At 45.9% G+C, this 25,613-nt stretch carries 23 protein-coding genes; 4 read left to right on the top strand and 19 right to left on the bottom strand.

The genetic code is table 11. The features are described from left to right. Positions 1–16: 16 nt before the first annotated feature. A complete protein-coding gene (locus OVA33_RS11925) occupies positions 17–829 on the bottom strand; it encodes a Cof-type HAD-IIB family hydrolase (RefSeq protein ID WP_025649662.1) in 813 nt (270 codons plus the stop codon). Positions 830–1,065: 236 nt separating this feature from the next. Between OVA33_RS11925 and OVA33_RS11920 the strand changes: the two genes are divergently transcribed. After that, on the top strand, positions 1,066–1,791 hold the full coding sequence (locus tag OVA33_RS11920; protein WP_025649663.1) for a MurR/RpiR family transcriptional regulator: 726 nt from the start codon (positions 1,066–1,068) through the stop codon (positions 1,789–1,791). A gap of 94 nt (positions 1,792–1,885) precedes the next feature. On the opposite strand, the gene manA is transcribed toward OVA33_RS11920, so the two are convergent. From manA to OVA33_RS11890, 6 genes are all read right to left on the bottom strand, one after another. Then, complete coding sequence (gene manA, locus OVA33_RS11915; RefSeq protein WP_017418205.1) at positions 1,886–2,833, bottom strand: mannose-6-phosphate isomerase, class I; 948 nt, start codon at positions 2,831–2,833, stop codon at positions 1,886–1,888. A 14-nt stretch (positions 2,834–2,847) separates the two neighbouring features. After that, the gene (locus tag OVA33_RS11910; RefSeq protein WP_025649664.1) at positions 2,848–4,806 is read right to left on the bottom strand and encodes a fructose-specific PTS transporter subunit EIIC; all 1,959 of its coding nucleotides are present in this window, start codon (positions 4,804–4,806) and stop codon (positions 2,848–2,850) included. Between the two features lie 152 nt (positions 4,807–4,958). Next, positions 4,959–6,911: a mannose transport/utilization transcriptional regulator ManR gene (locus OVA33_RS11905; RefSeq protein ID WP_017418207.1), complete on the bottom strand. Its 1,953-nt coding sequence runs from the start codon at positions 6,909–6,911 to the stop codon at positions 4,959–4,961. Positions 6,912–7,134: 223 nt separating this feature from the next. Then, positions 7,135–8,052, bottom strand: a complete 918-nt coding sequence (locus tag OVA33_RS11900) for an MBL fold metallo-hydrolase (protein WP_025649665.1) — start codon at positions 8,050–8,052, stop codon at positions 7,135–7,137. A gap of 46 nt (positions 8,053–8,098) precedes the next feature. Then, positions 8,099–8,581: a Cys-tRNA(Pro) deacylase gene (gene ybaK, locus OVA33_RS11895; protein WP_063636726.1), complete on the bottom strand. Its 483-nt coding sequence runs from the start codon at positions 8,579–8,581 to the stop codon at positions 8,099–8,101. Positions 8,582–8,644: 63 nt separating this feature from the next. After that, positions 8,645–9,529: a LysR family transcriptional regulator gene (locus tag OVA33_RS11890; RefSeq protein WP_003152795.1), complete on the bottom strand. Its 885-nt coding sequence runs from the start codon at positions 9,527–9,529 to the stop codon at positions 8,645–8,647. 124 nt (positions 9,530–9,653) lie between these two features. Between OVA33_RS11890 and OVA33_RS11885 the strand changes: the two genes are divergently transcribed. Beyond that, positions 9,654–10,862 carry an MFS transporter gene (locus OVA33_RS11885; protein WP_017418209.1) on the top strand — a complete coding sequence of 403 codons (1,209 nt, stop codon included), beginning with the start codon at positions 9,654–9,656 and terminating at the stop codon, positions 10,860–10,862. A gap of 149 nt (positions 10,863–11,011) precedes the next feature. On the opposite strand, the gene OVA33_RS11880 is transcribed toward OVA33_RS11885, so the two are convergent. From OVA33_RS11880 to OVA33_RS11850, 7 genes are all read right to left on the bottom strand, one after another. Continuing rightward, a complete protein-coding gene (locus tag OVA33_RS11880) occupies positions 11,012–14,173 on the bottom strand; it encodes a bifunctional cytochrome P450/NADPH--P450 reductase (RefSeq protein WP_017418210.1) in 3,162 nt (1,053 codons plus the stop codon). A gap of 27 nt (positions 14,174–14,200) precedes the next feature. Further along, a complete protein-coding gene (locus OVA33_RS11875) occupies positions 14,201–14,767 on the bottom strand; it encodes a TetR/AcrR family transcriptional regulator (RefSeq protein ID WP_003152789.1) in 567 nt (188 codons plus the stop codon). A gap of 209 nt (positions 14,768–14,976) precedes the next feature. Further along, a complete protein-coding gene (locus OVA33_RS11870) occupies positions 14,977–15,516 on the bottom strand; it encodes a class I SAM-dependent methyltransferase (protein ID WP_007408228.1) in 540 nt (179 codons plus the stop codon). Positions 15,517–15,687: 171 nt separating this feature from the next. Then, positions 15,688–15,843 (bottom strand): hypothetical protein, encoded by a 156-nt coding sequence (locus OVA33_RS11865; RefSeq protein ID WP_007408227.1) that lies wholly within the window; start codon positions 15,841–15,843, stop codon positions 15,688–15,690. A gap of 173 nt (positions 15,844–16,016) precedes the next feature. Beyond that, entirely contained in the window at positions 16,017–16,157 is a 141-nt protein-coding gene (locus tag OVA33_RS11860) for a YrzI family small protein (protein ID WP_003152787.1), read from the bottom strand. Between the two features lie 389 nt (positions 16,158–16,546). Next, positions 16,547–17,347, bottom strand: a complete 801-nt coding sequence (locus OVA33_RS11855; RefSeq protein WP_007408225.1) for a formate/nitrite transporter family protein — start codon at positions 17,345–17,347, stop codon at positions 16,547–16,549. 268 nt (positions 17,348–17,615) lie between these two features. Further along, entirely contained in the window at positions 17,616–17,984 is a 369-nt protein-coding gene (locus tag OVA33_RS11850; RefSeq protein WP_003152783.1) for a Na-translocating system protein MpsC family protein, read from the bottom strand. A gap of 306 nt (positions 17,985–18,290) precedes the next feature. On the opposite strand from OVA33_RS11850, the gene fdhF reads away from it, so the two are divergent. Together fdhF and OVA33_RS11840 are read left to right on the top strand one after the other, a co-directional pair. Beyond that, positions 18,291–21,233: a formate dehydrogenase subunit alpha gene (gene fdhF / locus OVA33_RS11845; RefSeq protein ID WP_087920802.1), complete on the top strand. Its 2,943-nt coding sequence runs from the start codon at positions 18,291–18,293 to the stop codon at positions 21,231–21,233. Positions 21,234–21,250: 17 nt separating this feature from the next. Beyond that, positions 21,251–21,742, top strand: a complete 492-nt coding sequence (locus OVA33_RS11840; RefSeq protein ID WP_007612765.1) for a helical membrane plugin domain-containing protein — start codon at positions 21,251–21,253, stop codon at positions 21,740–21,742. 38 nt (positions 21,743–21,780) lie between these two features. On the opposite strand, the gene OVA33_RS11835 is transcribed toward OVA33_RS11840, so the two are convergent. From OVA33_RS11835 to OVA33_RS11815, 5 genes are all read right to left on the bottom strand, one after another. Then, complete coding sequence (locus OVA33_RS11835; RefSeq protein ID WP_013353003.1) at positions 21,781–22,011, bottom strand: YrhC family protein; 231 nt, start codon at positions 22,009–22,011, stop codon at positions 21,781–21,783. A gap of 83 nt (positions 22,012–22,094) precedes the next feature. Next, on the bottom strand, positions 22,095–23,237 hold the full coding sequence (locus OVA33_RS11830) for a bifunctional cystathionine gamma-lyase/homocysteine desulfhydrase (RefSeq protein ID WP_025649668.1): 1,143 nt from the start codon (positions 23,235–23,237) through the stop codon (positions 22,095–22,097). Position 23,238: 1 nt separating this feature from the next. Next, positions 23,239–24,162, bottom strand: a complete 924-nt coding sequence (locus OVA33_RS11825; protein WP_061862423.1) for an O-acetylserine dependent cystathionine beta-synthase — start codon at positions 24,160–24,162, stop codon at positions 23,239–23,241. A 47-nt stretch (positions 24,163–24,209) separates the two neighbouring features. Further along, positions 24,210–24,905 carry a 5'-methylthioadenosine/S-adenosylhomocysteine nucleosidase gene (mtnN, locus tag OVA33_RS11820; RefSeq protein WP_003152774.1) on the bottom strand — a complete coding sequence of 232 codons (696 nt, stop codon included), beginning with the start codon at positions 24,903–24,905 and terminating at the stop codon, positions 24,210–24,212. A gap of 20 nt (positions 24,906–24,925) precedes the next feature. Beyond that, the gene (locus OVA33_RS11815) at positions 24,926–25,567 is read right to left on the bottom strand and encodes a class I SAM-dependent methyltransferase (RefSeq protein ID WP_025649669.1); all 642 of its coding nucleotides are present in this window, start codon (positions 25,565–25,567) and stop codon (positions 24,926–24,928) included. Between the last annotated feature and the right edge of the window lie 46 nt (positions 25,568–25,613).

Here is a 25,613-nt window from a genome sequence, read left to right as displayed (position 1 = left end):
AGTTAAAATGTCTTTTTCAGACAAAGGGTTTTTCACATTTGAGGATGGAATCAATCGCATTTAAGACCCCTTCTTCATTGTTTGATTGCGTGATATGCGCGGCAGCCTGTTTAATGCTTTCCTGCGCATTATCCATGGCGATCCCGTATTTCACGGCGGACACCATCTCCAGATCATTGCCGCTGTCTCCGAAGGCCGCGCATTCTTCATCATTTATCCCCCATTGTTTCTGGAGAAGCTTAATCCCGCTTGCTTTATGAAGCCCCGGTATGATCAGATCTATGTCACCGTGCCCGCTTGATACAGGCGTGACGAAAGACCCGATGGTGTTTTTCAAATGGCTCAGAAGTACGGAACAATGTTCGGCGGGAAAGCTGATGGAAAATTTAAAAATGTGATCATCGATGTTTTCAAAATGCGGCACCCTTTTTAACACATAATAATACTTACTGGCATGCAGATATTCATCTTCACTGGCATTTTCATGAATATACGCGCTTTTTTTTCCGCAGACAATGACGTTTTTCACCTCATACTGCTCTAAAGCACGGATTACTGCTTTTATAGTGTCTTCAGACATGTTACCCGCGAATAATTCTTCTCCGGCATTCACGACGAAAGCGCCATTCTCGGCAACGAAAGCGATTTCACTTTTGATTTCCGGAAAGAAGGATGTAAGCTGCGCATATTGGTTTCCGCTTGCTACGGCAAATTTAATTCCTCGCGCTTTTAATTCACGATACTGATTCATAAAACGCTCTTTGTTATATGCCATTTCATCATTCAAAAACGTTCCGTCCATATCAACCGCTATCAGTTTGATACTCATATTGTCCTCCTTTTTTCGGCCGCTTTTGTCAGAGACCCTTGAAGAGATCATGCATAAAGCGTATGAACGAATTATATCCACAGGTGTTCCGTGCCGTAAATCATTGGATGACGTCTTGTTTTGAATGACACAAAAAGTGATTTGTCACATCAATATAACACTATGTTTCTTTTAAAAATGATATGTTACGATTAGATGTACATTCACCATTCTCATAAAAAGGAGAATCCCCCTGCATGTTCACACACGAAATGATTGCTTCATTTAATGAGCTTGAAACTTCTTTATACAACTACATCTCCCAAAACAGCGAGAAAGTCGTCTATATGCGAATCCGTGAATTGGCAAATGAAACCCATGTATCGACGGCTTCTATTTTACGTTTCTGCAAAAAAATAAACTGTGAAGGGTTTTCGGAGTTTAAGGTGAAGCTGAAAATGTATGCGGAGGCAAATAAAAAAACGATTTTAAAGAGTCCCCATCATTCCGTTGCCGAGTTTTTTGAAAGAACAGTAAGCGGAGGCATGGAAGAAAAGCTGAAGGAAGCAGCTGCCCTTGCGGCCGATGCAGAAAGCGTCATTTTTATCGGAGTGGGAAGTTCAGGAATTCTCGCCGAATACGGAGCCAGATATTTTTCGTGCTTAGGGAAACTTTCAATGTATATTAAAGATCCTTACTTTCCGGCCCATTCCCATTTCCGCCATAACAGCATCACGATCGCATTATCGGTTTCAGGTGAAGGAGATTCTACAGTGACTCATCTGAATCAGCTGAAACAAGAAGGAAGCCGGGTCATCAGTATTACAAATCATAAACATTCAACCATTGCCAAAATGTCCGATGTGAATATTTCATATTACGTGACGGAAGAATGGGTTGAAAATGCGAATGTCACCACCCAAATCCCCGCTATGTACATACTTGAATCAATGGCTCGGGAGATATACAAATTGAGAGAATAAATTCAGGAACGAACCACTGATACGCTGGAAATTTCGGCATTTTTGCAAAAGTGATGAGAAACCCTTCTCTGATGCTAGAGAAGGGTTTTGAGGATCACAGATGAGACACAATACAATTTGCATGGCCGGCCAGTTTATATTCTCCCAAACCGGAAGGCAGGAGAATATGATCTCCTTTTCTAAAGGGATATTCATGCCCGCCTGCAATCATTATTCCGTCTCCTTCGATCACGCTGACAAGAAGGAAGGGCTGATGCTGGAATAGATTTGCTTCACCTTTTACATCCCACTTTTCGACTGAAAAATAAGGACATTCTATTAAAATAGCCGCAAGCAGATCATCTGTTTGTTTATAGTGAACGGTCGGCCGTTCACGGACAGATGGAACGTCTATCACTTCTATACTTTTTTCCAAATGGAGCTCGCGCATCCTGCCGTCCGCATCTTTTCTTCCGTAGTCGTACAATCTGTAAGTCGTATCTGAATTTTGCTGCGTCTCTAAAATAAGTGTGCTCTTTCCAATCGCGTGAACGGTGCCGCTTGGAACAAAGAAGAAATCTCCCGGCTTTACCTTAACTCTGTTCAGGAGCCCGTCCCATTCTCCGTGCTTAATCATGGATATCAGTTCTTCTTTTGTAGTTGCGTTGTGGCCGAAAATGATCTCCGCATCTTTTGCACAATCAATGATATACCAGCATTCGGTTTTTCCAAGTTCTCCGTTTTCATGCATTTTGGCAAAGTCATCATTCGGATGCACCTGAACGGACAGGTCTTGGTCCGCATCCAAAATTTTTGTAAGAAGAGGAAAACGGTCTCCTTCAAGGTTTCCGAATAAATCTCTGTGATGCTCCCACAATTCACCGAGCGTACATCCTTTATACATGCCGTTTCGAACTGTGCTCTGTCCATTTTGATGAGCGGCAAAGGCCCAGCACTCCCCTGTCCGCTCGGACGGAATATTATAGTGAAAATCACGCAGGGCGGCGCCTCCCCAAATTCTTTCTTTGAAAACCGGATTGAAAAATATCGGTTCAGTAGACATGATCATCCCCCGCTTTATTCGATTTCTTCCAGAAGCTCATACGCCTCTTCTTTTGTCTGAACGGAGAGCAGCCTTTCCCGATAGCTGTCATCCATCAGTTTTCGGGATAACATCTGCAATATTTTCAGATGCTGATTTCCGCCGCTTTCCTTCGGTACGGCAATCATAAAAATCAGTTTTGCATCAGAACCATCAAGGCTGTTCCAGTCAACACCCGAACGTCTTATTCCGAATGCGACACCCGGCGTTCTGACGGCATCAGACTTTCCGTGCGGAATGGCGATATTCATACCTATCGCCGTGGTTCCCTGCTGTTCACGGCTCAAAATGGCCTGTTTAAATCCGCTGTCAGACAGAAGCATACCTTTACGGGACAATTTCTCGATCATTTCATCGATAATGTCATCCCTCGTTTCGCCGGATAAATGCGGTTCAATCAAGTCCGTGCTGATAATGTCAGTCAGTTTTTTGATTTCGGTCATCCCGGCTTTTCGGCTGTCAGCCTGAGATGGTTCCTTTGTTTCTTTTGCCGCTGCAGCTTCATTTGGTGCGGCAGACGGCAGCACCTCACCGGGCGCGGGGGATTTCGCCATATCTTTCTTCAGTACATTAACCAACAGAGCGGTGACAAGAGAGCCTGCTGTTACAGCGATAAAAAACATCAATACATGATCTACTGCTCCAAGTACAGCAACGATGGGGCCGCCGTGTGCCACTCTGTCCCCCACATGGCCGATCATCGCTATCACCGAGCCGGTCATAGAACCCGCCATAATACTCGGGATCACACGAAGGGGATCTTGGGCCGCAAATGGAATGGCTCCTTCCGTGATACCGAAAAGGCCCATCGTAAATGATGCTTTTCCCATTTCTCTTTCTGCGGCGGCGAATTTTCTTTTTCCTAAAAACGTCGCAATCCCAAGCCCTATCGGCGGTATACAAATGGAAACGGCAATCGGGCCCATAATTTCATAATTTCCCTCTCCGATCATTGCCGATCCGAAAAGAAAGGCCACCTTGTTTACGGGTCCTCCCATATCAAAGGAAATCATCGCTCCTAAAATCAATGCCAGAAGAATTGAGCTCGAACCTTTCATTCCCGCAAGCCAAACCGTTAATGATGCGAAAATATGAGCGACGGGGGCGCCGATCAGAAATACAAACGCCAAACCGACGATCAGTGAGGCAAACACCGGAATAATAATGATCGGCATAATCGGCTGTATTGCTTTAGGAACTTTACATTTTTTGATTCCAAGCGCCGCATATCCCGCCAAAAATCCCGCAATGATTCCTCCAAGAAATCCTGCGCCGCTTGCACTGTCGTAAAAGCTGCCGGATGCCGCAATATATCCGCCGATCATTCCGGGGACAAGACCCGGCTTATCAGCGATGCTGAACGCGATGTACCCGGCTAAAATCGGGATCATGAATGAAAAAGAAGCACTGCCGATCTGTTCAATCGTTTTCCAAAAAGACTCGTCCGGAATGACTAAGCCCTTTGGTGTTTTTTCTCCTCCAAGCGTCAATGCAACCGCTATCAATAATCCGCCGACGACAATGAAAGGAACCATAAAAGAAACGCCGTTCATTAAATGACGGTAAATCGGGTTTTGTTTTTTGCCCTGCTGACTTGCGGTTTGAGCTTTTGAAGCAGATTGATAGATCGGCACTTCACCGCTAAGCGCTTTTTGAATTAATTCTTCCGGTTTGCGGATGCCTTCCTGAACCCCGACGGCCAGCAGCTTTTTTCCCGCGAATCGGTCTTTGTTCACCGAACGGTCCGCCGCGATAATGATTGCGTCTGCTTCCTGGATTTCCTCTTCGGTCAGCCTATTTTCCACCCCGATTCCGCCCTGGGTTTCCACTTTGATCTCAACGCCTAATCTGCCGGCTGCTTTTTGTAAATTTTCAGCAGCCATATACGTATGGGCAATGCCGTTCGGACATGATGTAATCGCTAACAGTTTCATATAAATCCTCCTTTGCAGTCTGAATTTCAAGATCTTGTCTCAACTTTATACTGAAATCAGCCTGTGATAAGCGCGTTTTTTTACCATAAGTTCCGGAAATAACGGCATTTTTCCCTATAAACAGAAAAAAAGCAGGGAGCCATCCCCTGCTTTTAATAGTTTAAATACGATAAAAACGTCATCACATTTTTTTCTTCCGTCAGTTTTTGAATAAATGCCGGCTGCTCGCTAAGATAGGAAAGCTCACTGAATAATTGCTTTACCTTGTTTTGATCTTCGTGTTTGACGGCAAGCATAAATACAAGCGACACCTGTTCCGTCCCCCACTCAATGGGCTCTTTTAAGGTGGCGATTGCAATGGCTGATTGTTTGATATATTTAGAGTTCGCGTGAGGGATGGCAATACCCGCCCCGATATTTGTCGCCGACATTTTTTCTCTCATTACTGCATGAATGCCATACTCTTTTTCTACATAGCCTTTTTCATACAAAGCCCGCGCCAGCTTTTCAATGACCTGATAACGGTGCTCTGTCTCTTGCTGTAAAAAAACGAGAAACGGAGTCGTATCGTTCAGCATTTTAAACGTTTTTTGCTCCCGGCGGTGCGATGTATCAAGCTGTTGCATAAATGCGCTGAGCTTTTTTTCATCAGCAGGCTCCAAAAGCGGTGATACGACAATATGAGGAATCGTTACATTTCCAAGCCCTATCGTAGAAATGACGAAATCTATATCTTTATGCTTTTTGATATACTCTGTCAGCTCCGCTTTTGCGATACAGTCTTTTACCGTAATGTGATGAAATTTGCGTTCAATTTTAGTCCGCAGCAATTGCGACATGCCAATGCCCATATGGCAGACGATGATCGTCCTTTTAGGGTTATGACTGCTTCGGCGCAGCCGTTCGATCGCTGCCTGAAAATGCAGCGTCAAATAGGCTGCCTCTTCTTCAGGAATATAAAGATCAAATGTTTGATTGATGTCTTCTAAAACGTCAATGATAAGATGAAACAAATAAGGGTACATTTTTTTGATGTCGTGAAGCATGGGGTTTGAAACAGAGAGATCATAGCTCAGCCGCTTCAACACCGGATCGAGATGAATGTTCAATCCGTTGATCAGTTCCTGGTCTTTATGAAAATCCAGCATTTGCAGTTCTGAAACACAGTTGATCAAATGCCTGACGACTTTGGAAAGCTCAGAATCTTCAAGATCAAGCTTCTTTTCTTGCTGCAATGGATAGCGGACTTTCCCGCCTATTATATGTAAAGTTAAATAGACGGCTTCTTCCTCAGGAAACCGGATGGCAAATACCGGCTCAAGCCGTTTTAAACAAGCCAGTGTCCATTCATATTCTTTCTTCTTTTTTACCGCCTCCAGCTGTCTTGCAGAAATGGCGACCGGCTGTTTCATTTTGATACGGCGGATCGTCAGCAATGTATGCAGCAGCAAACTTTCAAATGTTTCATCCGTAAAATAGATAGAATGGTTTTTTTGTAATAACTTGATTTCTTTTCTCACAAAGTCCGCTTCATGACTTAAAAACTTACTTTTTATAAATTGGCTTGTAAATTCCGCATTATCAATCAAATCTGAAATTCGCGCCAATGCTTTTCTTTTGTTTTTTTCGTCCCCTTCAATCTTTAAGCCGAGCCGCTGTTTAGATACCAGCGTGAGATCAAATCGCTTCAGCCACTCTTCAACCGCACTTACATCCTTTTTAATGGAAGCTCTGTTTACAAAATGCTGTGCGGCAATTTCTTTTGCGGAAACGGGCTTTGAATTCATTAATAAATCATAAGCGATGTGAAGTATTCTTTCTTCATCGGTCTTGTGCCGGCATGTAAAGTGCTCATTATAAATTTGCCGGCTTAACCGTAACCTTTCCTGTTCAGATATATGTAAATAGACGCCTAATCCCGGTTTGCGGATCAGCTGCGCTTGAGCATGTTCATTCAGGAAATCTTCAATCGTTTTCAAATCATTCCTGATCGTTTTTTCAGAACAGCGGACCCTGTCTGCGAAATCTTGCACAACTAAGTAGTCATCAGGTTCAGATAACAACAGATACAAAATCTTTTTCTGCCTTGAATTCATGTATTTCATCTGTTTTTCTATCCTTCCTGTCCGTTTCTGCTGGAGCAATTGTGATAGGTTAAATATACTGCGCATACGAAACCGTTTTCATTTTATAGTGAAACAAAAGAGTAAAAAGTTTTGTTTTTTACCGCAGGTTCCGGAAAAATCATGTTTTATACAGAGCTATTCACATTGACAATAAAACACCAACCGTTTTTAAACGATTGGTGTCGGCAGCGAAAACCTGCTGTTACAGCCAAAATGTTTCGCCAAGCGCTAATGCTTTCAGGTTTTCAGGAGGTAATGCAAGCCGGTCCCACTCGCCGTGCAGTCTGCTTAATGCTTCCGGGCCTGTATCATCAGCAAGCCGGAATGCCCCGTAATGCATCGGAATGAAGCTGTCAGCCTTCAGCTCCAAAAACGCTTTCACGGCGTCTTCCGGATTGATATGTGACACTTGCATAAACCATTCCGGTTCGTATGCTCCGATCGGCATCAGAGCCGCCTTAATACGAAACCTCTCTCCGATTTCTTTAAAGCCTTCAAAATAGCCTGTATCTCCTGCAAAATAAATGGACTCGCCGTTTTCGCTTTCTATGACCCAGCCTCCCCAATGAGAGGTATCGGTATCCCAAAGCGTTCTCCGTGTCCAGTGCTGGGCCGGAACAAATGATATATTCACCCCCCGCAACTCAAAACGATCCCACCAATTCATTTCATGAACCTTTTTGCGGCCTTTTTTGATGAACAGCTTTTTCAATCCCGCAGGCACGTAAAAATCCGGGTTTCCTCTCAGTTTATTTATACTCGGAAAATCAAGATGGTCATAATGCCCGTGTGAAATGAGCACGGCATCAATGTCAGGCAGTTCGCTCAATTCATATCCCGGCTCTGTCAGCCGTTTTTGAAAACCCATCCGCCGCGCCCATACAGGGTCGGTCATTATGTTAAGCCCCTGTATTTGGATCAGAAATGAAGAATGGCCGATCCATGTTATGGCGGTTTCCGTCCGATTGACGGCAACATCACGGACATCCCTAGTGACCGCTTTCGGAATGTTCTCGCTTAAGTCTTTACTTTTCTCTCTTCGTTCTTTCATCCATTTCAACATGTCCCTGAATCCATGTTCATTCTTCACGCCATTCAAGTTTTCATATCTTTTTTTCATTATCATTCTCCCTTGACACGTGTATTCCATTAGATTCATCGGACATTTATACAATGTCTGTAAATACCGCCCCGCTTGCTTCGGCTAAATCTTGAGGCGCTGCTTTCAGCTGCATTCCGATTTTCCCCGCACTGACAATCATAAACTCCAGTGTTTCAGCGGATCTATCAATAAAAGTCGGAAACCTTTTTTTCATGCCGATCGGAGAGCAGCCGCCGCGCATATAGCCGGTCACTCCTAAAAGGTCCTTCATGGCAATCATTTCTATTTTCTTCTCACCTGCCGCCTTCGCAGCCTTTTTCAGATTCAGTTCTTTTGCAACGGGAATGACAAAGACGTAATAACGATCTGTTCCTGCAGATGCCACTAAGGTTTTATAAACATATTCGGCAGCGTATCCGATTTTTTGTGAAACGGAAAGACCGTCTGCGGGCTGTCCCCCTTCTGTTTTGTAACCTAATAGCTCATAGGGAATGTTTTGCTGCTCAATGATACGGACAGCATTTGTTTTCACTGTTTTTTTCGCCATGGTTTTCCTCCATTTTCTGTATTTCTGCTTTATTTTCAACTTCGATTTTAATAAAATGACCGCTCAGTTGCGTGCTTTGTAATAATCAAGTGCAAACTGTTTAAAACGCTCAGCAGCGGGAGAGAGAGCATGGTTTTTTAACTGGGCTAACGCTATGGTGCGTTCGCATTGGTAATCTGCAACCGGGAGAAAAACGACCGGAAAGTATGAATGCTCTGCGGTTTTCGGCAGAACTGCAGCCCCAAGACCCGCGGCGGTCAGCCCTAATATGGTTGACACTTCCTCTCCTTCAAATGCGAGATGCGGGTGTATATTCAAATCCCGGCACATCAGATCAAACATATACCTCAGCCCGTATCCCGGTTTAAATCCGACAAAATCCTCGTCCTGCATCTCTTTCATTTGAATGCTTTTATTTCCTGCAAGCGGGTGGTTCTCAGGAAGCACCGCATATAGAGGCTCTTTCTCCAGCACCGTCCATTGTAAAAGCTCGCTGGGAAGCGGCGGGGAGCTGAGACAGATATCCGCATCTCCCGTTTCCACCATTTTGCGGAGCGTTTCATTTGCGCCTTGATAAAGCCGGAAGGTCACGTTTGGGTATAGCTTTTTAAATTCGGCAATCAGTTGAGGCATTAAGCGCAGCCCGAGCGTATGAAGAAAAGATACAGATATTTCGCCGTGTTCCAGGCTCATATTTTTTTTCACTTGTTCAACGCCTTCATTTAAAGCTCGTCTCGCTTGTTTTGCTTTTATTAAGAACTGCTCTCCATGCCTTGTCAGCCGGACGGCTTTTGTCTCTCTGTAAAATAACGGCGCGCCTAATTCTTCTTCGAGCCTGATAATCGATCGGCTTAATGCCGGCTGAGAAATCATCCTTTCTTTTGCCGCATTTGTGAAATGCTGATGAGTTGCCGCCGCAATGAAGTTGTCAATTTGATGAAGCTCCATTTTCTCCTTCTCCCCTTTCCTCATAACCTACACGCATTATTTCTATAGTTATTATAAATTAGACACATTGAAATGAAAAGCGTACGATACATATATAACCAACAGTGAGAAAAGAGGGACATTCATGACGTTTATTCAGCCTCATACAAAGGCTTACAGAAAGGCCAGCTTGGCTCTGTTTATCAGCGGCTTTGTGACATTTGCCACGCTTTACACGACACAGCCGCTTATGCCTTTGTTTTCGGAAGAGTTTCATATTTCCGCTGCAGCTGCCAGCTTAACTTTATCCATCTCAACAGCCGTTTTGGCATTTTCATTATTGGCCGCCGCTTCGTTGTCTGACGGATTCGGCAGAAAAAAATTAATGGTGCTGTCGTTAACAGCTACTTCTGTTTTAGGTATATTAACAGCGTTCAGTCCGGCTTTTCCGGCGCTTTTGGCGATGAGGGGGCTGCTCGGTATTTTTCTGGCAGGCGTTCCTGCTGTCGCTATGACATATGTAGGCGAGGAGTTTGATCCGAAGGGCCTCGGGAAAATGATGGGCTTGTATATCAGCGGCACAAGCATCGGGGGAATGAGCGGCAGGCTGTTAACGGGGCTTCTGACCGATGTATTCGGCTGGCGGCCGGCGCTTGCCATCATCGGCATTCTTTCTATTGTATTAAGCTATTTGTTTTGGCGTTTTCTTCCGGCTCCGCGCCATTCATCTCAGCGGCATGCGGGCGTAAAAGCGGCATGTAAGGAATACGGAGCGGTTCTGCACCGCAAACGGCTGCTTTTGTTAATATCTCTGGGATTTATATTAATGGGGAGTTTTGTGACATTATATAATTATATCGGCTTTCATTTAATGGCGGCTCCTTATCATTTGTCGCAGACTGTGATCGGTTTTATTTTTATTGTCTATCTCGCGGGAACGTTCAGCTCTGTCTATATGGGGAAAAAAGCAGATCTTTTCGGAAGCGCAAAAATGATTAAGATTGCGATTTTTGTTATGCTTGCCGGCGCAGCGGTGACACTTTTGCCCCAGCTTGCGCTTAAAATCGCGGGGATTGCCGTCTTTACCTTCGGCTTTTTCGGCGCGCATTCGATCGCAAGCGCCTGGGTCGGCCGCGCAGCCGGTGATCAGCGCGCGCAAGCCTCTTCATTATATCTGCTTGCATACTATATCGGTTCAAGCGTGGCAGGGTCTTGCGGCGGTTTCTTTTGGACGCATTTTCATTGGATCGGTATCATTTCATTTATTTCGGTTTTGCTATTAGTGTCTTATCCGGTTTTATTTCTGGCGGAATTCAGAAAAAAGGGACATAGCCGCCTGCATGTAAATCAATAAAAACATTAAAGATTTGTGTCTTTTGTCCGATACTAAAGTTAAGGCCGGCACGATACTCCCTATAACTATTCCTTTTGATTCAGTAGATTTCAAATATCGTGCCGGCTTTCTTCAATTAAAAAACATTCTTCAGTTGTCTCACTCTTCTGTTACATACCTGCCCAAACATCTTTCGCATATCTTCCTTCCGCCTGCAGCTGTTCAAGCCAATTCAAGGAAACTTTTGAATCAGTGTTATGCACCTTTTCATACGCCTGAAGCAGTACATTTTCTACGGCCGGAGCCATTTTGCTTCCGTCGCCGCATATATAGAGATGGCCGCCTTGGTCAAGGAGAGCAATAATTTGTTCAGCCTCGCGAACCAGGACATCCTGTACGTAAACTTTACAGTCCTGATCTAACCTGGAATACGCCCGATGCACGGTGACAAGGCCGTTTTTCTCCGCATGGTCGAATTCATCTTTGTACAGATCGTCTTCTTCCGGATGTCTGCAGCCGAAGTATAAATGAGCTTCGCCCAGGCTGTTACCGGACATTTTTTCTGCAGCCCGCGCCTGGATAAATCCCCTGAACGGTGCAATTCCGGTGCCTGCTCCGATCATAATGAGAGGCGTTTTCGTATTTTCAGGCAATGCAAAACCCGACTGCGGCGAGCGGATGAAACAGACCGCAGAATCGCCATTTTGTAATCCGGCTAAATAGTTCGAAGCCACGCCTCTGTATTCTCCCCGGCCGCTCCACGCCGGAGCCGTCACAACGCCGACCGTGATACTGAGCTCCCTTTTGTTTGACTTCGGTGAGCTTGAGATTGAATAATAGCGCGCCTTTAAGGACGGCAGAAGTTCTAAAAAGCGCTCAAACGGCAGTTCACAAGCCGGATAATCTTCCAGCAGGTCCAGCATGGTCATTCGTTTTTTCAGCACGTTTTCTTTATATGCCGCATCGTCAGAATAAAGATGCTCCAATTCTTTTTGGTGCGGCGGGCACACGGTATGGGCGGCAAGTTCGCGAAGCTGGGCTCTCGTTGCCGGTTCCTGCAGCTCTACATATGACGCCAAAAGCTCCGGCGCATTAACCGGCCGGTCCATCGGCAGATGAGGCAGCTGCCGGCCCTTGATCTTAAAGTGCTGGTTCGGATCAAGACCGAATCGGCGAATGACACGGCTGATCAGTTCCCCGCTGTTTTGCGGAAGCACCCCGAGATGGTCTCCTTCCTGATACGTTTCGGTTTTCGGGAGACGCAGCTCAATATGCCGGACTGAACGCTTGCTGCTTTCGGTATGAAGCTCTTTGTTTGTGATGACTTCCGCCTCAAATGCTTTGTACGTTTTGGCAATCGGCGTCTCGGCTGCTTCACTTACGTATTCGATTGATAACTGTGATTTGTTTGCCTGTTTTGGAGCGGCCTCTATATGAAAAGCCTTCATGATGTCCTTCCAGAATGAGTCTTCCCAGGCTTCCTGACTGTACTCAAAATCATCGGCATTGTCGCCCTCCCCGATAGAAGTCAGCCTTTTTGCCCCTTTTTCTTCAAGCACTTTGTCTATCAGGCGGGGGATCCTCTGGTAAGTGGCGGCCCAGTTGCGGTCTCCGCAGCCGAAGACAGCATAAGAAACACCCTTTAATTCCTGATCTTCAAGGGTTTCCATCCATTTCACAAAACCCGCCGCATTATCAGGCGGCGCCCCGTTATAAGAAGCCGTCACAATAACGACTGCGCCTTTTACAGGCAGTTTCCCTGCATAATCATCGAGCGGGCCGGTTTCAGTTGAAAATCCTTTGCTTCTGCCGATGTCAGCCAGCTCTTCCGCAATTCCTTCCGCAGTTCCCAAATTTGAACCGTAAAGAATGAGAAGCGGAGTTCCGTGGGACGGTATTTCTTTCGTTTCTTCTTTGTGACCGCTGCCTTCAGCTTTATGGTTTTGTGCGGACTGCTGATTGGACACATCCTTGTTTTTCACACGGATTTTAAAATCACCGGGCTTAATGGTTAAAGCTTCTTTAATCGTAAGCTCATAATCAGTATGATCAATCAGTTCAAAGTGTTTAAGGACAAGGCCGAGCACCATTGTCGCTTCCTGCAGGGCAAACTGCATCCCGATGCATGCGCGCTGTCCGTTTCCGAACGGCTTATACGCATCAGCCGGAATTGCCGCGGGATCGCTGAACCTTTCCGGACGGAATAGCTCGGCATCTTCTCCCCACGCGCTTTTATCCCGGTGCAGCTGCGGAGTCAGAATCGTCACCGGCTGTCCTTTCGCAATCGGATATTTCCCGCCGAGAACCGTATCTTCTTTCGCGTACAGGGAAAATGCCGGGGCAGTCGGATACAGCCGCAAAGTCTCGTTCAGCACCATGCGGATATATGTCAGCTGCTGAATCTGCTTATATTCAGGTGTCTCACCCGTCAGCACCCGCTCGGCTTCCTGAACGGCTTTTTTCAATTTATCTTTATTTTTCAGCAGGCAGTATATCGCAAAAGAAAGCAGCCCGCTTGTGGTTTCATGCCCCGCGATCAAAAAAGTAATGATTTGATAACGGATATTTTCATCATCCAGCCTTTCCCCCGTTACAGGGTCTTTCGCTTCAAGCATCAATGCTAAAAGGTCAGACAGATTCTCATCCGGATTTTCCCTCCGCTCAGCGATGATCCGGTCTACAAGCGAATTCATCTCTTCAATATCCTGCTGGAACTGATGTCTCGTTTTGATCATCAGCTTGTCCTGCAGGCTGTGTCTCTGCGATTGGCGCATGGCCTCCTGCAGCGCACGAAGCATGCTCGTGATAAAAGGATGCTGTGTGTCGCGGTAAAAGCTGTTAAAGCGGTAATGAAATCCGCACAGGCCGATTGTATCCAGCGTCAGGCGCGTCATATCTTCGGCAACGTCAATTTCTTCATTCGGATTTAATCTGCTCCACTTCTGCACGAGCTGCATGGCAATATCAAGCATCATTGAATGATAGCCTTTCATCGCCTTCTGGCTGAAGCTCGGCAATAAAATCCGATGCGCTTTCTGCCAATTCTTTTCGTGAGTCCAGCTCGTAAATAGTCCGTCACCGCCAAACTCACGGACTTTCAGCAAGGCTTTGCTGAGGTTTTTATCAAATCGCTTTTCATCACAGACTTCTGCCGCGAGCTCGCGGCCTGAGACGAAGACCCCGACAGAGCTCGGAAATTCAAAACGAAAGATCGGGCCGTATTCTTCGGCAATTTTCCAGAGCGATTGTGACAGTTTTTCTTTTTCCAAGTGAGGGAGATTTTTCAGAGGTCCGTATGTTTTCGGCTGCGGTATAGCGCTTAGCTGTTTCATATCGATCTTCCTTCCTTCGGCGAATAATTAATGAGTTCTGATGGCATCCCAAGAACATTGTTCCAGTTCTTTCAGAAACGGTTTTGTTATTTCGACGCTTCCCGTCCGAATAAGCTGATAGAGTTTGAGATATGCCCCGAGCAGCAGCGCCATCAGCACATTGGACGGCAGATTGCGGAGCACACCTTCAGACTTGCCGCGCTGAAAAAAGACGTCAAGCATCTGTGTTATTTCATCAAGAAGCTTACGGCTCGTTTCATTCAGAAAGTAGGCGTCCTTATTCGTTTCAAGAAAAAACAATGCATACTCACTTTCCTTCGTAAAATCAATCAGACAATAAAACAGGTGATGAAACCCTTCTCTTACAGAGATACCCTGAAAGTCCGTTTTGACTTTTTTCATAAAACGCTGCGCACTTTCCTGATACAGTACGTTCACAAGTGTCTCTTTACTGTCAAAGTAACGGTAGATTGTGCCGGTTCCGACATCGGCCTGAGCGGCAATCATCGGAATCGTCGTGGCGTCAAATCCTCTATCTGTAAACAAAGTAAGCGACGCTTTCATAATGAGTTCAACCTTGTTTGAAGCTGTCATTTCATCCCCCTTTCTAAATGCGGAATGAATATTCATTCCGTTTGTTCAAAATATTTAAAATGTACGGTCATCTGATTACCATTGTATAAGAAAAAAACTTTTTTTAATATAAAATATATGTGAAATAACCAAAAATAAGGAAATATGCCCAATTTCACAAAAAGAGCTGCAGTGACTTAAGCAGCTCTTTTTATTTCCCAAGAAATATTCTATTTAATGGCAGTAATAAAATGGAATGAATCTCTGCTGACAACTGAAATGTCTCTGAAATGCTGATCATAGAGCACCTCAATCACATCCTTTTCACTCATCCGCGAAGGTTTCAAAACCATATAGAAACACCCGTCAATTTGAAGAACGCGATACACTTCTTTACATGCTGTCCGGTAATCGCTGACTGTTTCAGCAGTATGTAACGAGAAGACTTTATGAAAACTGCGGTCGCGGAACGGTATGCTTTCCGGCCTCCCCTGCTGAATGTTTCCGAGCCCGGCTTTTATAACCGAACGGTTTGCGCGCTGTGTTTTCCGTATTTTACGTTTCGATGTTTCTATGCTTTTAAGACTGCCCTTTTCAAGCTGTCCGATGATTTGTTTAAACATTGAGCCGTTTCCGGTCCCGATTTCCAAAATGCGGTCGTATTCCTGTATGTCCATCAATATTTGCTGAATGACTGACTCTGCCGGTTCTGATGCAGCAAAGTATTTCGCGCGCATTCGTTTTAATGCTGAAGATGTATGTTGCAACATTGTATAACACCCGCTTTTCCATTCCTGTGATTTATTATTCAGAAATAATATTACCTCGTATTAGTATGAGGTACTAACTAGACGCACTTCTCTTCATGAACGTTTCGATTTATTTGAAATTTATATTTGTTTTCATAAAAAAAGACGGAAAACATAGGTTTTCCGCCTGCTCTAGTACCAATAATACGGTGCTATATATCTTGTCTGCCGGGAAAGCGCCGCCATTCTCTGCCGGCGATACGGGTTGCCGTAGCCGTGTTTAAATGAATGGGGCATTGACGCATACCCGTGCCCGATGGATGGAATTCTGTTCTGACCGCCTTGCATGCTATCACCCGCTTACCAATTTTTCTTTCTTTACCATGGTATGCAGGCCGTCTGCGACGTGACAGCAACATCCTCGCTAAACCTGGTCCTTCTCCATTGTGTAATGATTCAGCAGTTCAATTCTGAACATGATGATCTCCTCCTTCTCCTCCGTTTTGGCCCTTCGTGTCCGTTCAGTTCATATAAAAGTGTTTCAGCTGGCGTTCTTTCGCTTCATTATAAAACTCTTCGACCTGCTGTTCTCGTTCATACTCTTCCGCACTTTTAAAACGCTTTGAAATGGTCAGTGTTAAAAAGAAAAGATTAATGGTCATTATCGCTCACCCCCTTTCAATATCCGCACAAGCGAAAATAACCCGCAGCAAACTTCATATGCGCTGCGGGCAGACTAAATCCGCAGACAAAAGAAGACGGAGCTTCTTTCCCTGCGGGGAGCTGCGAATGTCCTGATACTCCGAAATTAACGTGCTTGACGGGCAGAGGTTAAGGAAGGACACGAACTCTTCCACAGGCTGAATCGGTTCAATTGTAAATTTTGATTGCCGTTTAACGTCGTCATGTGATTCAACCTCCCTTTGCTTTTTTCTTACTTTGTAAGTATATCCATCAGCTTCCATTTTGTAAACATTTTTTTCAAGATTTGGACGGAAAATGTGCTGGCATTCCGCTTCAATTGTCCGTGTTTTCCGGCATCTTTCTTACCTCAGGAAACTCTTTTCATCCCTTGCTTTTTCTGATCTTTTTTTGAATATGCAATAAAATAAATAAGGCCGACAAACACTGCCCCGCCGATTACATTCCCGATAAAGGCCGGAATGAGATTGCCAATCAGATCACCCCACGAAAAAGAGCCTGCAAAAATCGCAGCCGGGATGATAAACATATTGGCTACAACGTGCTGAAAACCAATTGCGACAAACGCCATAATCGGAAACCATATACCCGCGATTTTTCCGGCTCCGTCTTCTGCGCCGAAAGAAAGCCAGACGGCCAAACAGACAAGCCAGTTACAGCCGATCGCCGAAACAATGACTTTTCCAAACGGCATATCCAATTTGCCTTGTGCGACCGCAATCGTTTTTTCCAAGTAAGGTCCTGTTTCGGTTAATCCGACAACATGTCCGAAAAAGTAAGCGACAAACAGTGCGCCGACAAGATTCATCAACGTCACGATCACCCAATTTTTCACTAATGCACCGGCGGATATTCTTCTGGAAAACAGCGCCATGGATACCGACATCATATTTCCCGTAATCAGCTCCGCGCCGGCAAGAACGACGAGCACCAATCCGATGGGAAACACGGACGCCCCGATTAAACTCGACAGGCTTCCCCATTCTTTCGGAAGGTCGCCGATGACACGGATATCAAGCAAATAACCGAGTGCGATAAACGCTCCTCCCAAAAATCCTAATACAATCAGTGCTGAAAGCGGTGAATGCACCTTTTTTACCCCTGATTCGACCGCAAGCTCCGCTATTTCGTCCGGTTTACGAAAAGCCATAATAACCCCTCCATTTAACAATTCAGCCCGCAGTTTCCAAAGACGCCTAACAAAAAAGGCAGCATTCAACTAACCCGTCTGAAAAAACGAGGGTTTGAATGCTGCCTAACTTGTATGCATACCCATACAACAATATCAAGCAGAATGAAAATATGCGGTATAGAATATGTACAGATCATGCACACATTCCATAAAAAATCGTCCTTAGGCCACTGCTGGCAGTTCATATCATATCAAATGTGACAATTTCGTGTCAATTGAATTTTTTTCAGCTTTTGATTTCTTCACGGCGCTCTTCAATTGTTCGGTCAAAGACAAATACAGACACCGCAATATTCTCTTCGATCTTGATGTCTGAAAACAGATGCACGAGCTTTGCTCCGATGAGCTCTTCCATTCCGTCAGGCGTTTGTTTTGAATACAGTTCCTGAATTAAGCTGGTCCGCGCCGCATGAACCATTTCTCTTCCTTCAGGCGTGCGTGCGATAAACTGCTCACTTGCGCTTAGATTGCCGTAAAGCGTTGATACCGCCATGTTATCCACAAAAACGGTGTGAATTCGTTCCGGCCCCTTTCCAAATAATTCTTTGCGCAATTTCCGGATAATATCGTTAAATTCATGAATTTTTTTAGACATATTGTCCCCTCCGATTTCAGCCTATGAAAGACATTCCCGGTTCCCCTTTTTGACATTTCACCTGGTTAAAGTTTTCCTTTCGTATTGTATTATAATAAATATCACCTTATAATAAAAGCAGTGAAGATGGATTTGTAATAGGAAACGTGTTACGAGTCTATCGTTTTATACAAATAGGATTGGTCTGTTAGTAAGACTTGCTAGTGAACTATTCCGCCATGCGTATTTATACCGTTCTCCAGACAGGAGGCCGGTATCTATGTGCATGGCTTTTTTTCGAGTTTAAAAGATGGAGGGGAATTGGAAGTGACAGACGTTCAGTCTATCCGTGTCAAAATTGACGGCACGGAGTATGAAGCACCAGAGGGGTCAAAGATTTTAGATATTTTAAACCAAAACGGAATTGAGATTCCGCAAATATGCCATGTACCGGAAGTAGATCCGATTCAAACATGTGACACCTGTATTGTTGAAGTAAACGGGAAATTGCAGCGCTCTTGTTCCACGGCTGCAGAAAACGGGATGTCCATCTCGCTTACGTCGGGAAGGGTAAAAGAGGCTCAGACAGAGGCCATGGACCGCCTGCTCGAGAATCACCTGCTTTACTGTACGGTATGCGATAACAACAACGGCAACTGCACACTGCATAATACAGCGGAAATGATGGGAATTGAGCATCAGAAATATCCGTATACGCCGAAAGATGATTCAAAGTGCGCGGTTGATATGTCTCACCCGTTTTACCGCTATGATCCGAACCAATGCATCGCCTGCGGCCAATGTGTGGAAGTGTGTCAAAACCTTCAGGTGAATGAGACTCTTTCAATTGATTGGGAGCGCGACCGCCCGCGGGTCATTTGGGATGAAGGCGTCGCCATTAATGAATCATCCTGCGTCAGCTGCGGCCAGTGTGTCACTGTCTGCCCTTGTAACGCACTGATGGAAAAATCAATGCTCGGCCAAGCCGGATTTATGACAGGAATAAAAGAAGATGTTATGGAACCGATGATTGATTTAGTAAAAAATGTTGAACCCGACTATACAAGCATCTTCGCCGTGTCAGAAGTGGAAGCGGCTATGCGCGATAAACGGACGAAAAAAACAAAAACAGTCTGCACGTTCTGCGGCGTCGGATGCTCTTTTGAAGTATGGACAAAAGGCCGTGACATCCTTAAAATTCAGCCTGTTTCCGATGCTCCGGTTAACGCGATTTCCACTTGTGTGAAAGGGAAATTCGGCTGGGACTTCGTGAATTCGGAAGAACGGATTACAAAACCGCTCATCCGGAAAAACGGCGCATTTGTTGAATCGTCATGGGAAGAAGCCCTTGACCTTGTCGCTTCAAGACTCGGTTCGATCAAGGCCGAACACGGAAATGGTTCTGTCGGTTTTATTTCTTCTTCTAAAATTACGAATGAAGACAACTACGTCATTCAAAAATTGGCACGCCAAGTATTTGAAACCAACAACGTGGATAACTGCTCACGCTACTGCCAGTCACCGGCAACGGACGGCTTATTCCGCACCGTCGGTATGGGCGGAGACGCCGGCACAATTAAAGATATCGCAAAAGCGGGCCTCGTGCTCATCGTCGGCGCCAATCCGGCGGAAGGACATCCGGTTCTGGCCACACGCGTGAAACGCGCCCATAAGCTGCACGGCCAAAAACTGATTGTTGCCGATCTGCGCAGAAATGAAATGGCTGAACGGTCCGACCTCTTTATCAGCCCGAAACAAGGGACTGACCAGGTCTGGCTCATGGCAGTAACGAAATATATGATTGACCAAGGCTGGCACGATCAAGCGTTTATTGATGAAAATGTCAACTACTTTGATGATTATAAAGAAACGCTGGAAAAATACACATTGGAATATGCGGAGCGCATCACCGGACTTTCTCAGGATACGATCATCCGCATTGCCGAAATGATTCGTGATGCAGACGGCACTTGTGTTCTTTGGGGCATGGGCGTAACCCAGAATACAGGCGGCTCTGATACATCAGCGGCGATTTCCAACCTGCTGCTTGCCACAGGAAACTACCGCCGTCCGGGCGCCGGAGCCTATCCGCTGCGGGGACATAACAACGTTCAAGGCGCTTGCGATATGGGAACTCTTCCAGGCTGGCTTCCGGGATATCAGCATATTACAGATGATGCGGCACGCGCTAAATTCGAAAAAGCTTACGGTGTTGAAATTGACGGCAAGCCGGGTCTTGATAATATCGAAATGCTCCATGCGATTGAAGAAGGAAACATGAAAGCCATGTATCTCGTCGGTGAAGATATGGCGCTCGTCGATTCAAACGCCAACCATGTTCATGACATTTTATCCAGCCTTGATTTCTTTGTTGTACAGGATATTTTCCTTTCAAGAACGGCGCAATACGCGGATGTCATCCTGCCTGCGGTTCCATCTCTTGAAAAAGACGGAACATTTACAAACACAGAGCGTCGTGTGCAAAGATTGTATCAGGCGCTTCCGACACTCGGCGATGCAAAACCCGACTGGTGGATTATTCAGGAAGTCGCCAATCGTTTAGGCGCTGATTGGAATTACACGCATCCTAGCGACATTTTCTCAGAAATGGCGAGCCTTTCTCCGCTGTTCGGAAAAGCAAGCTACGACGTTCTTAGCGGCTGGAACAGCTTCCTGTGGGGAAGCTTTACGGGAGAAAGCACTCCGCTTCTTTATGAAGACGGCTTTAACTTCCCGGACAAAAAAGCCCGCTTTGCGCTGAGCGATTGGGTGGAGCCTGCTGTATTCCCTGAAGAATATGACCTGCATATTAACAACGGACGGATGCTTGAACATTTCCACGAAGGAAACATGACAAACAAGTCAAAAGGCATTCAGTCTAAAGTTCCGGATGTATTTGTTGAAGTATCGCCGGAGCTCGCGGCTGAACGCGGAATTTGCGACGGGACAATGATCCGGCTCGTCTCTCCTTTTGGAGCGGTTAAATTGAACGCGCTTGTGACAGACCGCGTCCGCGCAAATGAGCTTTATCTGCCGATGAACTCTACAGATAAAGATTCTGCGATTAATTTCCTGACCGGGCCTGCGTATGATTCACGGACACATACACCTGCCTATAAGCAGACAAAAGTCCGCATGGAAGTGCTCGGTTCCTGTGATACTCCGCCGCTTCCGAAAACGAATCCGCGGAACAAAAAACGTCATCCGCAAAACGGTGTGGAAGCTCAGCGAAAATGGAACCGTCCGGGCTATGTGCACTTAACTGATTAAGGAAAGGAGGAAACATTATGGCAAGCCCAATTACTGAAATTCAAAAAGAAACGAAAACAGAGGAACAGCTGAAAGCTGAAAAACTGGAAGAGCTGAAGACGCTTCTCGCAGAAAATGAAGAAGCCGTCGCGAAAACGATGTCCATCATGGCAGAGCTGAATAGCTTGGGCATTTTTGATGCCGCCGGCTATATGCTCCAGGCAAAAGAGGAGATTGCCAAAATCGCACTCGGACAGATTTCCCGGGAACCTGTCACCAATCTCCTGAATACGATGATGGCCGCGGGAGGCGCGCTGTCAAAAGCTGATCCCGAATTTATGGGCAGACTTTTAGAAAGCGCCATGGCCGGGACGGATCAGGCGCAAAGATTTTTAAAAGAGGACAGGAAAGTCAGTATGTTTGAACTGATGAAAGCCGTCGGTGATCCTGATATTAACCGCGCGCTCGGCTTCGGGCTGCAGTTTTTAAAAGGAATGGGAAAAGAATTACGCGAAACCCCGTCTGAATAAGAAATGAAAAAGCCATTGTCAAAAGACAATGGCTTTTTTTATTCATCGGCCTCTTCCAGCCTCTTTTTATAAATAAGTGAACGGTCAACGCAGAAATAAGCGCCCGCTAAAAATGCACAATCCGTTACAAACATCAGCATTTTCTGGCCCGCAGTCAGCCCTTGTCCGGGAAGAACCGCGCCGATATAAATGAAGGTGCTGACTGCAAGCAGAATAAATGCGTAATGCTTAAAATCTTCTATTAATGATTTCAGTCTTTTCTTCTCCATATAAGGTCACCTGCCAGTTTTATAGTCTACCAACATTATAATACAAGCTGACAGCCGACAGAGAATGTAAATCTATCCATTCTTTATAAAAGGGAATCAAGCGCCTGTTTCACATCCGCCGTTAAATCCTCAGTATCCTCAATACCGACTGAGATCCGTACGAGCCCGTCGGTAATGCCAAGCACAAGCCGGCGGTCGCGCGGAATCGAAGCGTGCGTCATTCTGGACGGCACGGAGATTAAGCTTTCAACCGCTCCTAAGCTTTCAGCGATTGTAAACAGGTTCAATTTTTCTAAAAACGCGTCGACGCGTTCACTGCTGCCGATATCAAAGGAAATCATTCCGCCGAAACCGGAGCTTTGCGCTTTTGTCAGCTCATGGCCCGGATGTTTCGCTGATCCCGGATAGTAGAGCGTCTGAACGGCATCATGCGCTTCAAGCAGCTCGGCGATTTTCCCGGCGCTGTGATTGATGGCATCCATTCTGAGTCCCAGTGTTTTAATGCCTCTCATTAAAAGCCATGAATCCTGCGGTCCTAAAACGCCGCCCGTTGAGTTTTGCACGTAATGAAGCTTTTCACCGAGCTCTTTATCAGCCGTCACAACTAAGCCGCCGACGACATCGCTGTGGCCGCCGAGATATTTTGTCGCGCTGTGCAGCACGATGTCCGCGCCAAAGCTGAGCGGCTGCTGGAAATACGGCGTGTAAAACGTATTATCGACGATAAGCAATACGCCCGCTTCTTTTGCGATGTCAGACATCAGTTTGAGGTCAGTCACTTTCAATAGCGGATTTGTCGGTGTTTCGATATAAATGGCTTTCGTATTCGGGCGAATGGCCTTTTTGACTTTTTCTTCATTGCTCGTATCAACAAAGTCCGCTTCAATGCCGAAGCGGTTCAGCACACCTGTCATCACCCGGTAAGTGCCGCCGTATACATCATCCGTCAAAATAACATGATCGCCGCTGTCAAACAGCATCATGACGGCAGTAATCGCAGCCATGCCTGAGCCGAACGCATATCCCGCCGCGCCGCCTTCAAGCTCCGCAATTAAGCTTTCAAGCGCCGTCCGCGTCGGATTGGCCGTTCTTGAATATTCATAACCCGTGTGCTCGCCCGCTTTCGGCTGCCGGTACGTGCTTACTTGATAAATCGGTACGGAAACCGCTCCTGTTTTTTCATCTCCCGTAATTCCTCCGTGCACCATCAGCGTTTTTTTCTTCATCTTACTGACCTCCTTGAAAAATGTTTTTGCTTATATATCGATCGCTGCCGTCAGGGAAAATGGTGACGATATTTGATCCGGCGGGCGCTTTTTTCGCTTCTTCAAGCGCTGCATAAAGAGCCGCCCCTGAAGAGCTTCCTATTAAGAGGCCTTCTTTCTCGGCCGCTTCTCTGACAAGCGAAAACGCCGTATCGTCTTCCACCGTGTAAATGGCGTCAAAATGGTTCTCGTCCATATAATCCGGGATAAACTCCATGCCGATGCCTTCCGTTTTATGGGCATGCGGCTCTCCTCCGTTCAGGATCGAGCCTTCCGGTTCAACGATCACCGTTTTGACGGCAGGATTTTTCTCCTTTAAATAAGCTGCCGTACCGGCAAAGGTGCCGCCGGAACCCGCTCCTGCGACAAAAGCGTGGATATCCCCGCCGAGTGCGTTCCATATTTCGGGTCCGATCGTTTTGTAGTAAGTCAATGGATTTACTCGGTTTTTAAATTGCAGAACGGCATAAGAATTATTAATCTCTCTCTCCAGTTCAAGCGCTTTTCGGATGGCTCCCTGCATGCCTTCTTCTCTCGGCGTATGCACGATGTCCGCTCCGAGAGCTTTCATAATTTGCTGCTTTTCTCTGCTGAAATGCTCCGGGACGCAAAAAACGGCGCGAAGCTGATGCTTTCTGGCGCACAGAGCGAGTCCGATCCCGGTGTTTCCGGCAGTCGCCTCAATGATAACGCCGCCCGGTTTCACCTTTCCCGTGCGAAGCGCATCTTCAATGAGCATCCCGCCCAGCCTGTCTTTAATGCTTCCGCCCGGATTCATCATCTCAAGCTTAGCATAAACCGCTGTTCCCTCCGGTATATCAAAATGATTGAGACGGAGCAGCGGTGTATTTCCGATCAGTTCTGTAATATCTGTTATCACGTTCAATATGTGTCCTCCTCCTGGAAAAGCGGAGGAGAACGAGAATCCCCCGCTTAGTGAATTCGTTTGATGACATTCAGGACAAGCTCAGTTGAATGAACGGCAGCCTGTTCTAAAAATTTATCAAATGAAACGTCAGATTCTTTTCCGGCAATATCAGATAAAGCTCTGATGACAACAAAAGGCGTTTTGAACTGGTGGCACACCTGTGCGACAGCCGCAGCTTCCATTTCAACCGCGTACAAATCCGCAAATTTGGCGCGTACGTCTTCAACCCGCTTCGGATCATTCATAAAAGAATCTCCCGTAGCGATTGTGCCCTTGGCGACTTGAATGCCGTTCAGTTCAGAAACCGCTTCCTCAGTAATGCTGATCAGCTTTTCATCAGCTTTGTATGCTGCCGGAAGACCCGGCACCTGTCCGTATTCATAGTCAAACGCCGTCACATCCACGTCATGATGGCGGACATCTGTTGAGATGACGACGTCGCCTACATTCAATGTATGATGAAAACCGCCCGCTGAGCCTGTGTTAATCACATAATCAGGTTTGAAACGGTCAAGCAGGAGCGTCGTGCTGATCGCCGCGTTGACTTTTCCGATACCTGATTTCAGCAAGATGACTTCGACGCCTTCATAGCTGCCAGTTGTAAACTCACAGTGAGCGATCATCTCTTGTTTTGCGTCTTTCAGTTTGCTTCTTAAAATCGTAACTTCCTCTTCCATTGCTCCGATGACTGCCAGTTTCATTTATACACAATCCCTTCGATTTACCGTTTAATCGCCTCCATTATCCAGACAAAGTCATTTTGCTGCGTAAACCGCGCGGCAAATCCCTCTTCTGAAAAGATGTTTTTCATTGTCGCGAGTGTCGGATAATGTTCCGTCTTTAAATCGTCCGCTAATTGATGATAGCCGTTTCGGATTGCTTTTTTAATGGTTTCATCATAAGCTTCATGATCTTTAAAGACTGTATCGGCAAACACTATTTTATCATGCTTCTGAAGGATTGCGCCATACTGCTTTACAGCCGTTCGCTTTTCTTCATCGGTTAAATGATGAAAGGCGTACGAGCTGACGATGGTATCTATTTGAAAAGGCGGAGCGGGAAACTCCAGAAAATCTCCGTCACTGAACACGGCTTTGTCAGAAAGCTTGTCAGCCGCCAGTTTTCTCATTGACGGAGACGGTTCTACACCAAACACCTTTTTGTTCGCGGCGGCTAATTTCGCCGTTAAATTCCCCGTTCCCGGTCCGAACTCTAAAACGTTTGAACCTGAAAGTGCGACAATGCTGTCAAGAATATTGTCATATCCTTTAAAAACAGCGGCATATTGTTTGTCAGCCCCGTGCACTGTGGCATCATAAGTCGCTGCCCAATCTTCAAATAAAGGAATAAATTCACGGCCCATATTTTTCACTCTCCATAATTTATAATTCCTATGAGTATAGTATGGA

It is taken from the genome of Bacillus sp. KICET-1 (assembly GCF_027721405.1).
Taxonomy (GTDB): domain Bacteria; phylum Bacillota; class Bacilli; order Bacillales; family Bacillaceae; genus Bacillus; species Bacillus velezensis.
Note: the sequence above shows the minus strand (reverse complement) of the source record. Positions and strands in the feature narration are given on the sequence as shown.

Bases quoted from the DNA above. Each gene is read 5' to 3' on its own strand.
- OVA33_RS11925 (WP_025649662.1), bottom strand. From the start codon at position 829: ATGAGTATCAAACTGATAGCGGTTGATATGGACGGAACGTTTTTGAAT.
- OVA33_RS11920 (WP_025649663.1), top strand. From the start codon at position 1,066: ATGTTCACACACGAAATGATTGCTTCATTTAATGAGCTTGAAACTTCT.
- manA (WP_017418205.1), bottom strand. From the start codon at position 2,833: ATGTCTACTGAACCGATATTTTTCAATCCGGTTTTCAAAGAAAGAATT.
- OVA33_RS11910 (WP_025649664.1), bottom strand. From the start codon at position 4,806: ATGAAACTGTTAGCGATTACATCATGTCCGAACGGCATTGCCCATACG.
- OVA33_RS11905 (WP_017418207.1), bottom strand. From the start codon at position 6,911: ATGAAATACATGAATTCAAGGCAGAAAAAGATTTTGTATCTGTTGTTA.
- OVA33_RS11900 (WP_025649665.1), bottom strand. From the start codon at position 8,052: ATGAAAAAAAGATATGAAAACTTGAATGGCGTGAAGAATGAACATGGA.
- ybaK (WP_063636726.1), bottom strand. From the start codon at position 8,581: ATGGCGAAAAAAACAGTGAAAACAAATGCTGTCCGTATCATTGAGCAG.
- OVA33_RS11890 (WP_003152795.1), bottom strand. From the start codon at position 9,529: ATGGAGCTTCATCAAATTGACAACTTCATTGCGGCGGCAACTCATCAG.
- OVA33_RS11885 (WP_017418209.1), top strand. From the start codon at position 9,654: ATGACGTTTATTCAGCCTCATACAAAGGCTTACAGAAAGGCCAGCTTG.
- OVA33_RS11880 (WP_017418210.1), bottom strand. From the start codon at position 14,173: ATGAAACAGCTAAGCGCTATACCGCAGCCGAAAACATACGGACCTCTG.
- OVA33_RS11875 (WP_003152789.1), bottom strand. From the start codon at position 14,767: ATGACAGCTTCAAACAAGGTTGAACTCATTATGAAAGCGTCGCTTACT.
- OVA33_RS11870 (WP_007408228.1), bottom strand. From the start codon at position 15,516: ATGTTGCAACATACATCTTCAGCATTAAAACGAATGCGCGCGAAATAC.
- OVA33_RS11865 (WP_007408227.1), bottom strand. From the start codon at position 15,843: ATGCAAGGCGGTCAGAACAGAATTCCATCCATCGGGCACGGGTATGCG.
- OVA33_RS11860 (WP_003152787.1), bottom strand. From the start codon at position 16,157: ATGACCATTAATCTTTTCTTTTTAACACTGACCATTTCAAAGCGTTTT.
- OVA33_RS11855 (WP_007408225.1), bottom strand. From the start codon at position 17,347: ATGGCTTTTCGTAAACCGGACGAAATAGCGGAGCTTGCGGTCGAATCA.
- OVA33_RS11850 (WP_003152783.1), bottom strand. From the start codon at position 17,984: ATGTCTAAAAAAATTCATGAATTTAACGATATTATCCGGAAATTGCGC.
- OVA33_RS11840 (WP_007612765.1), top strand. From the start codon at position 21,251: ATGGCAAGCCCAATTACTGAAATTCAAAAAGAAACGAAAACAGAGGAA.
- OVA33_RS11835 (WP_013353003.1), bottom strand. From the start codon at position 22,011: ATGGAGAAGAAAAGACTGAAATCATTAATAGAAGATTTTAAGCATTAC.
- OVA33_RS11830 (WP_025649668.1), bottom strand. From the start codon at position 23,237: ATGAAGAAAAAAACGCTGATGGTGCACGGAGGAATTACGGGAGATGAA.
- mtnN (WP_003152774.1), bottom strand. From the start codon at position 24,905: ATGAAACTGGCAGTCATCGGAGCAATGGAAGAGGAAGTTACGATTTTA.
- OVA33_RS11815 (WP_025649669.1), bottom strand. From the start codon at position 25,567: ATGGGCCGTGAATTTATTCCTTTATTTGAAGATTGGGCAGCGACTTAT.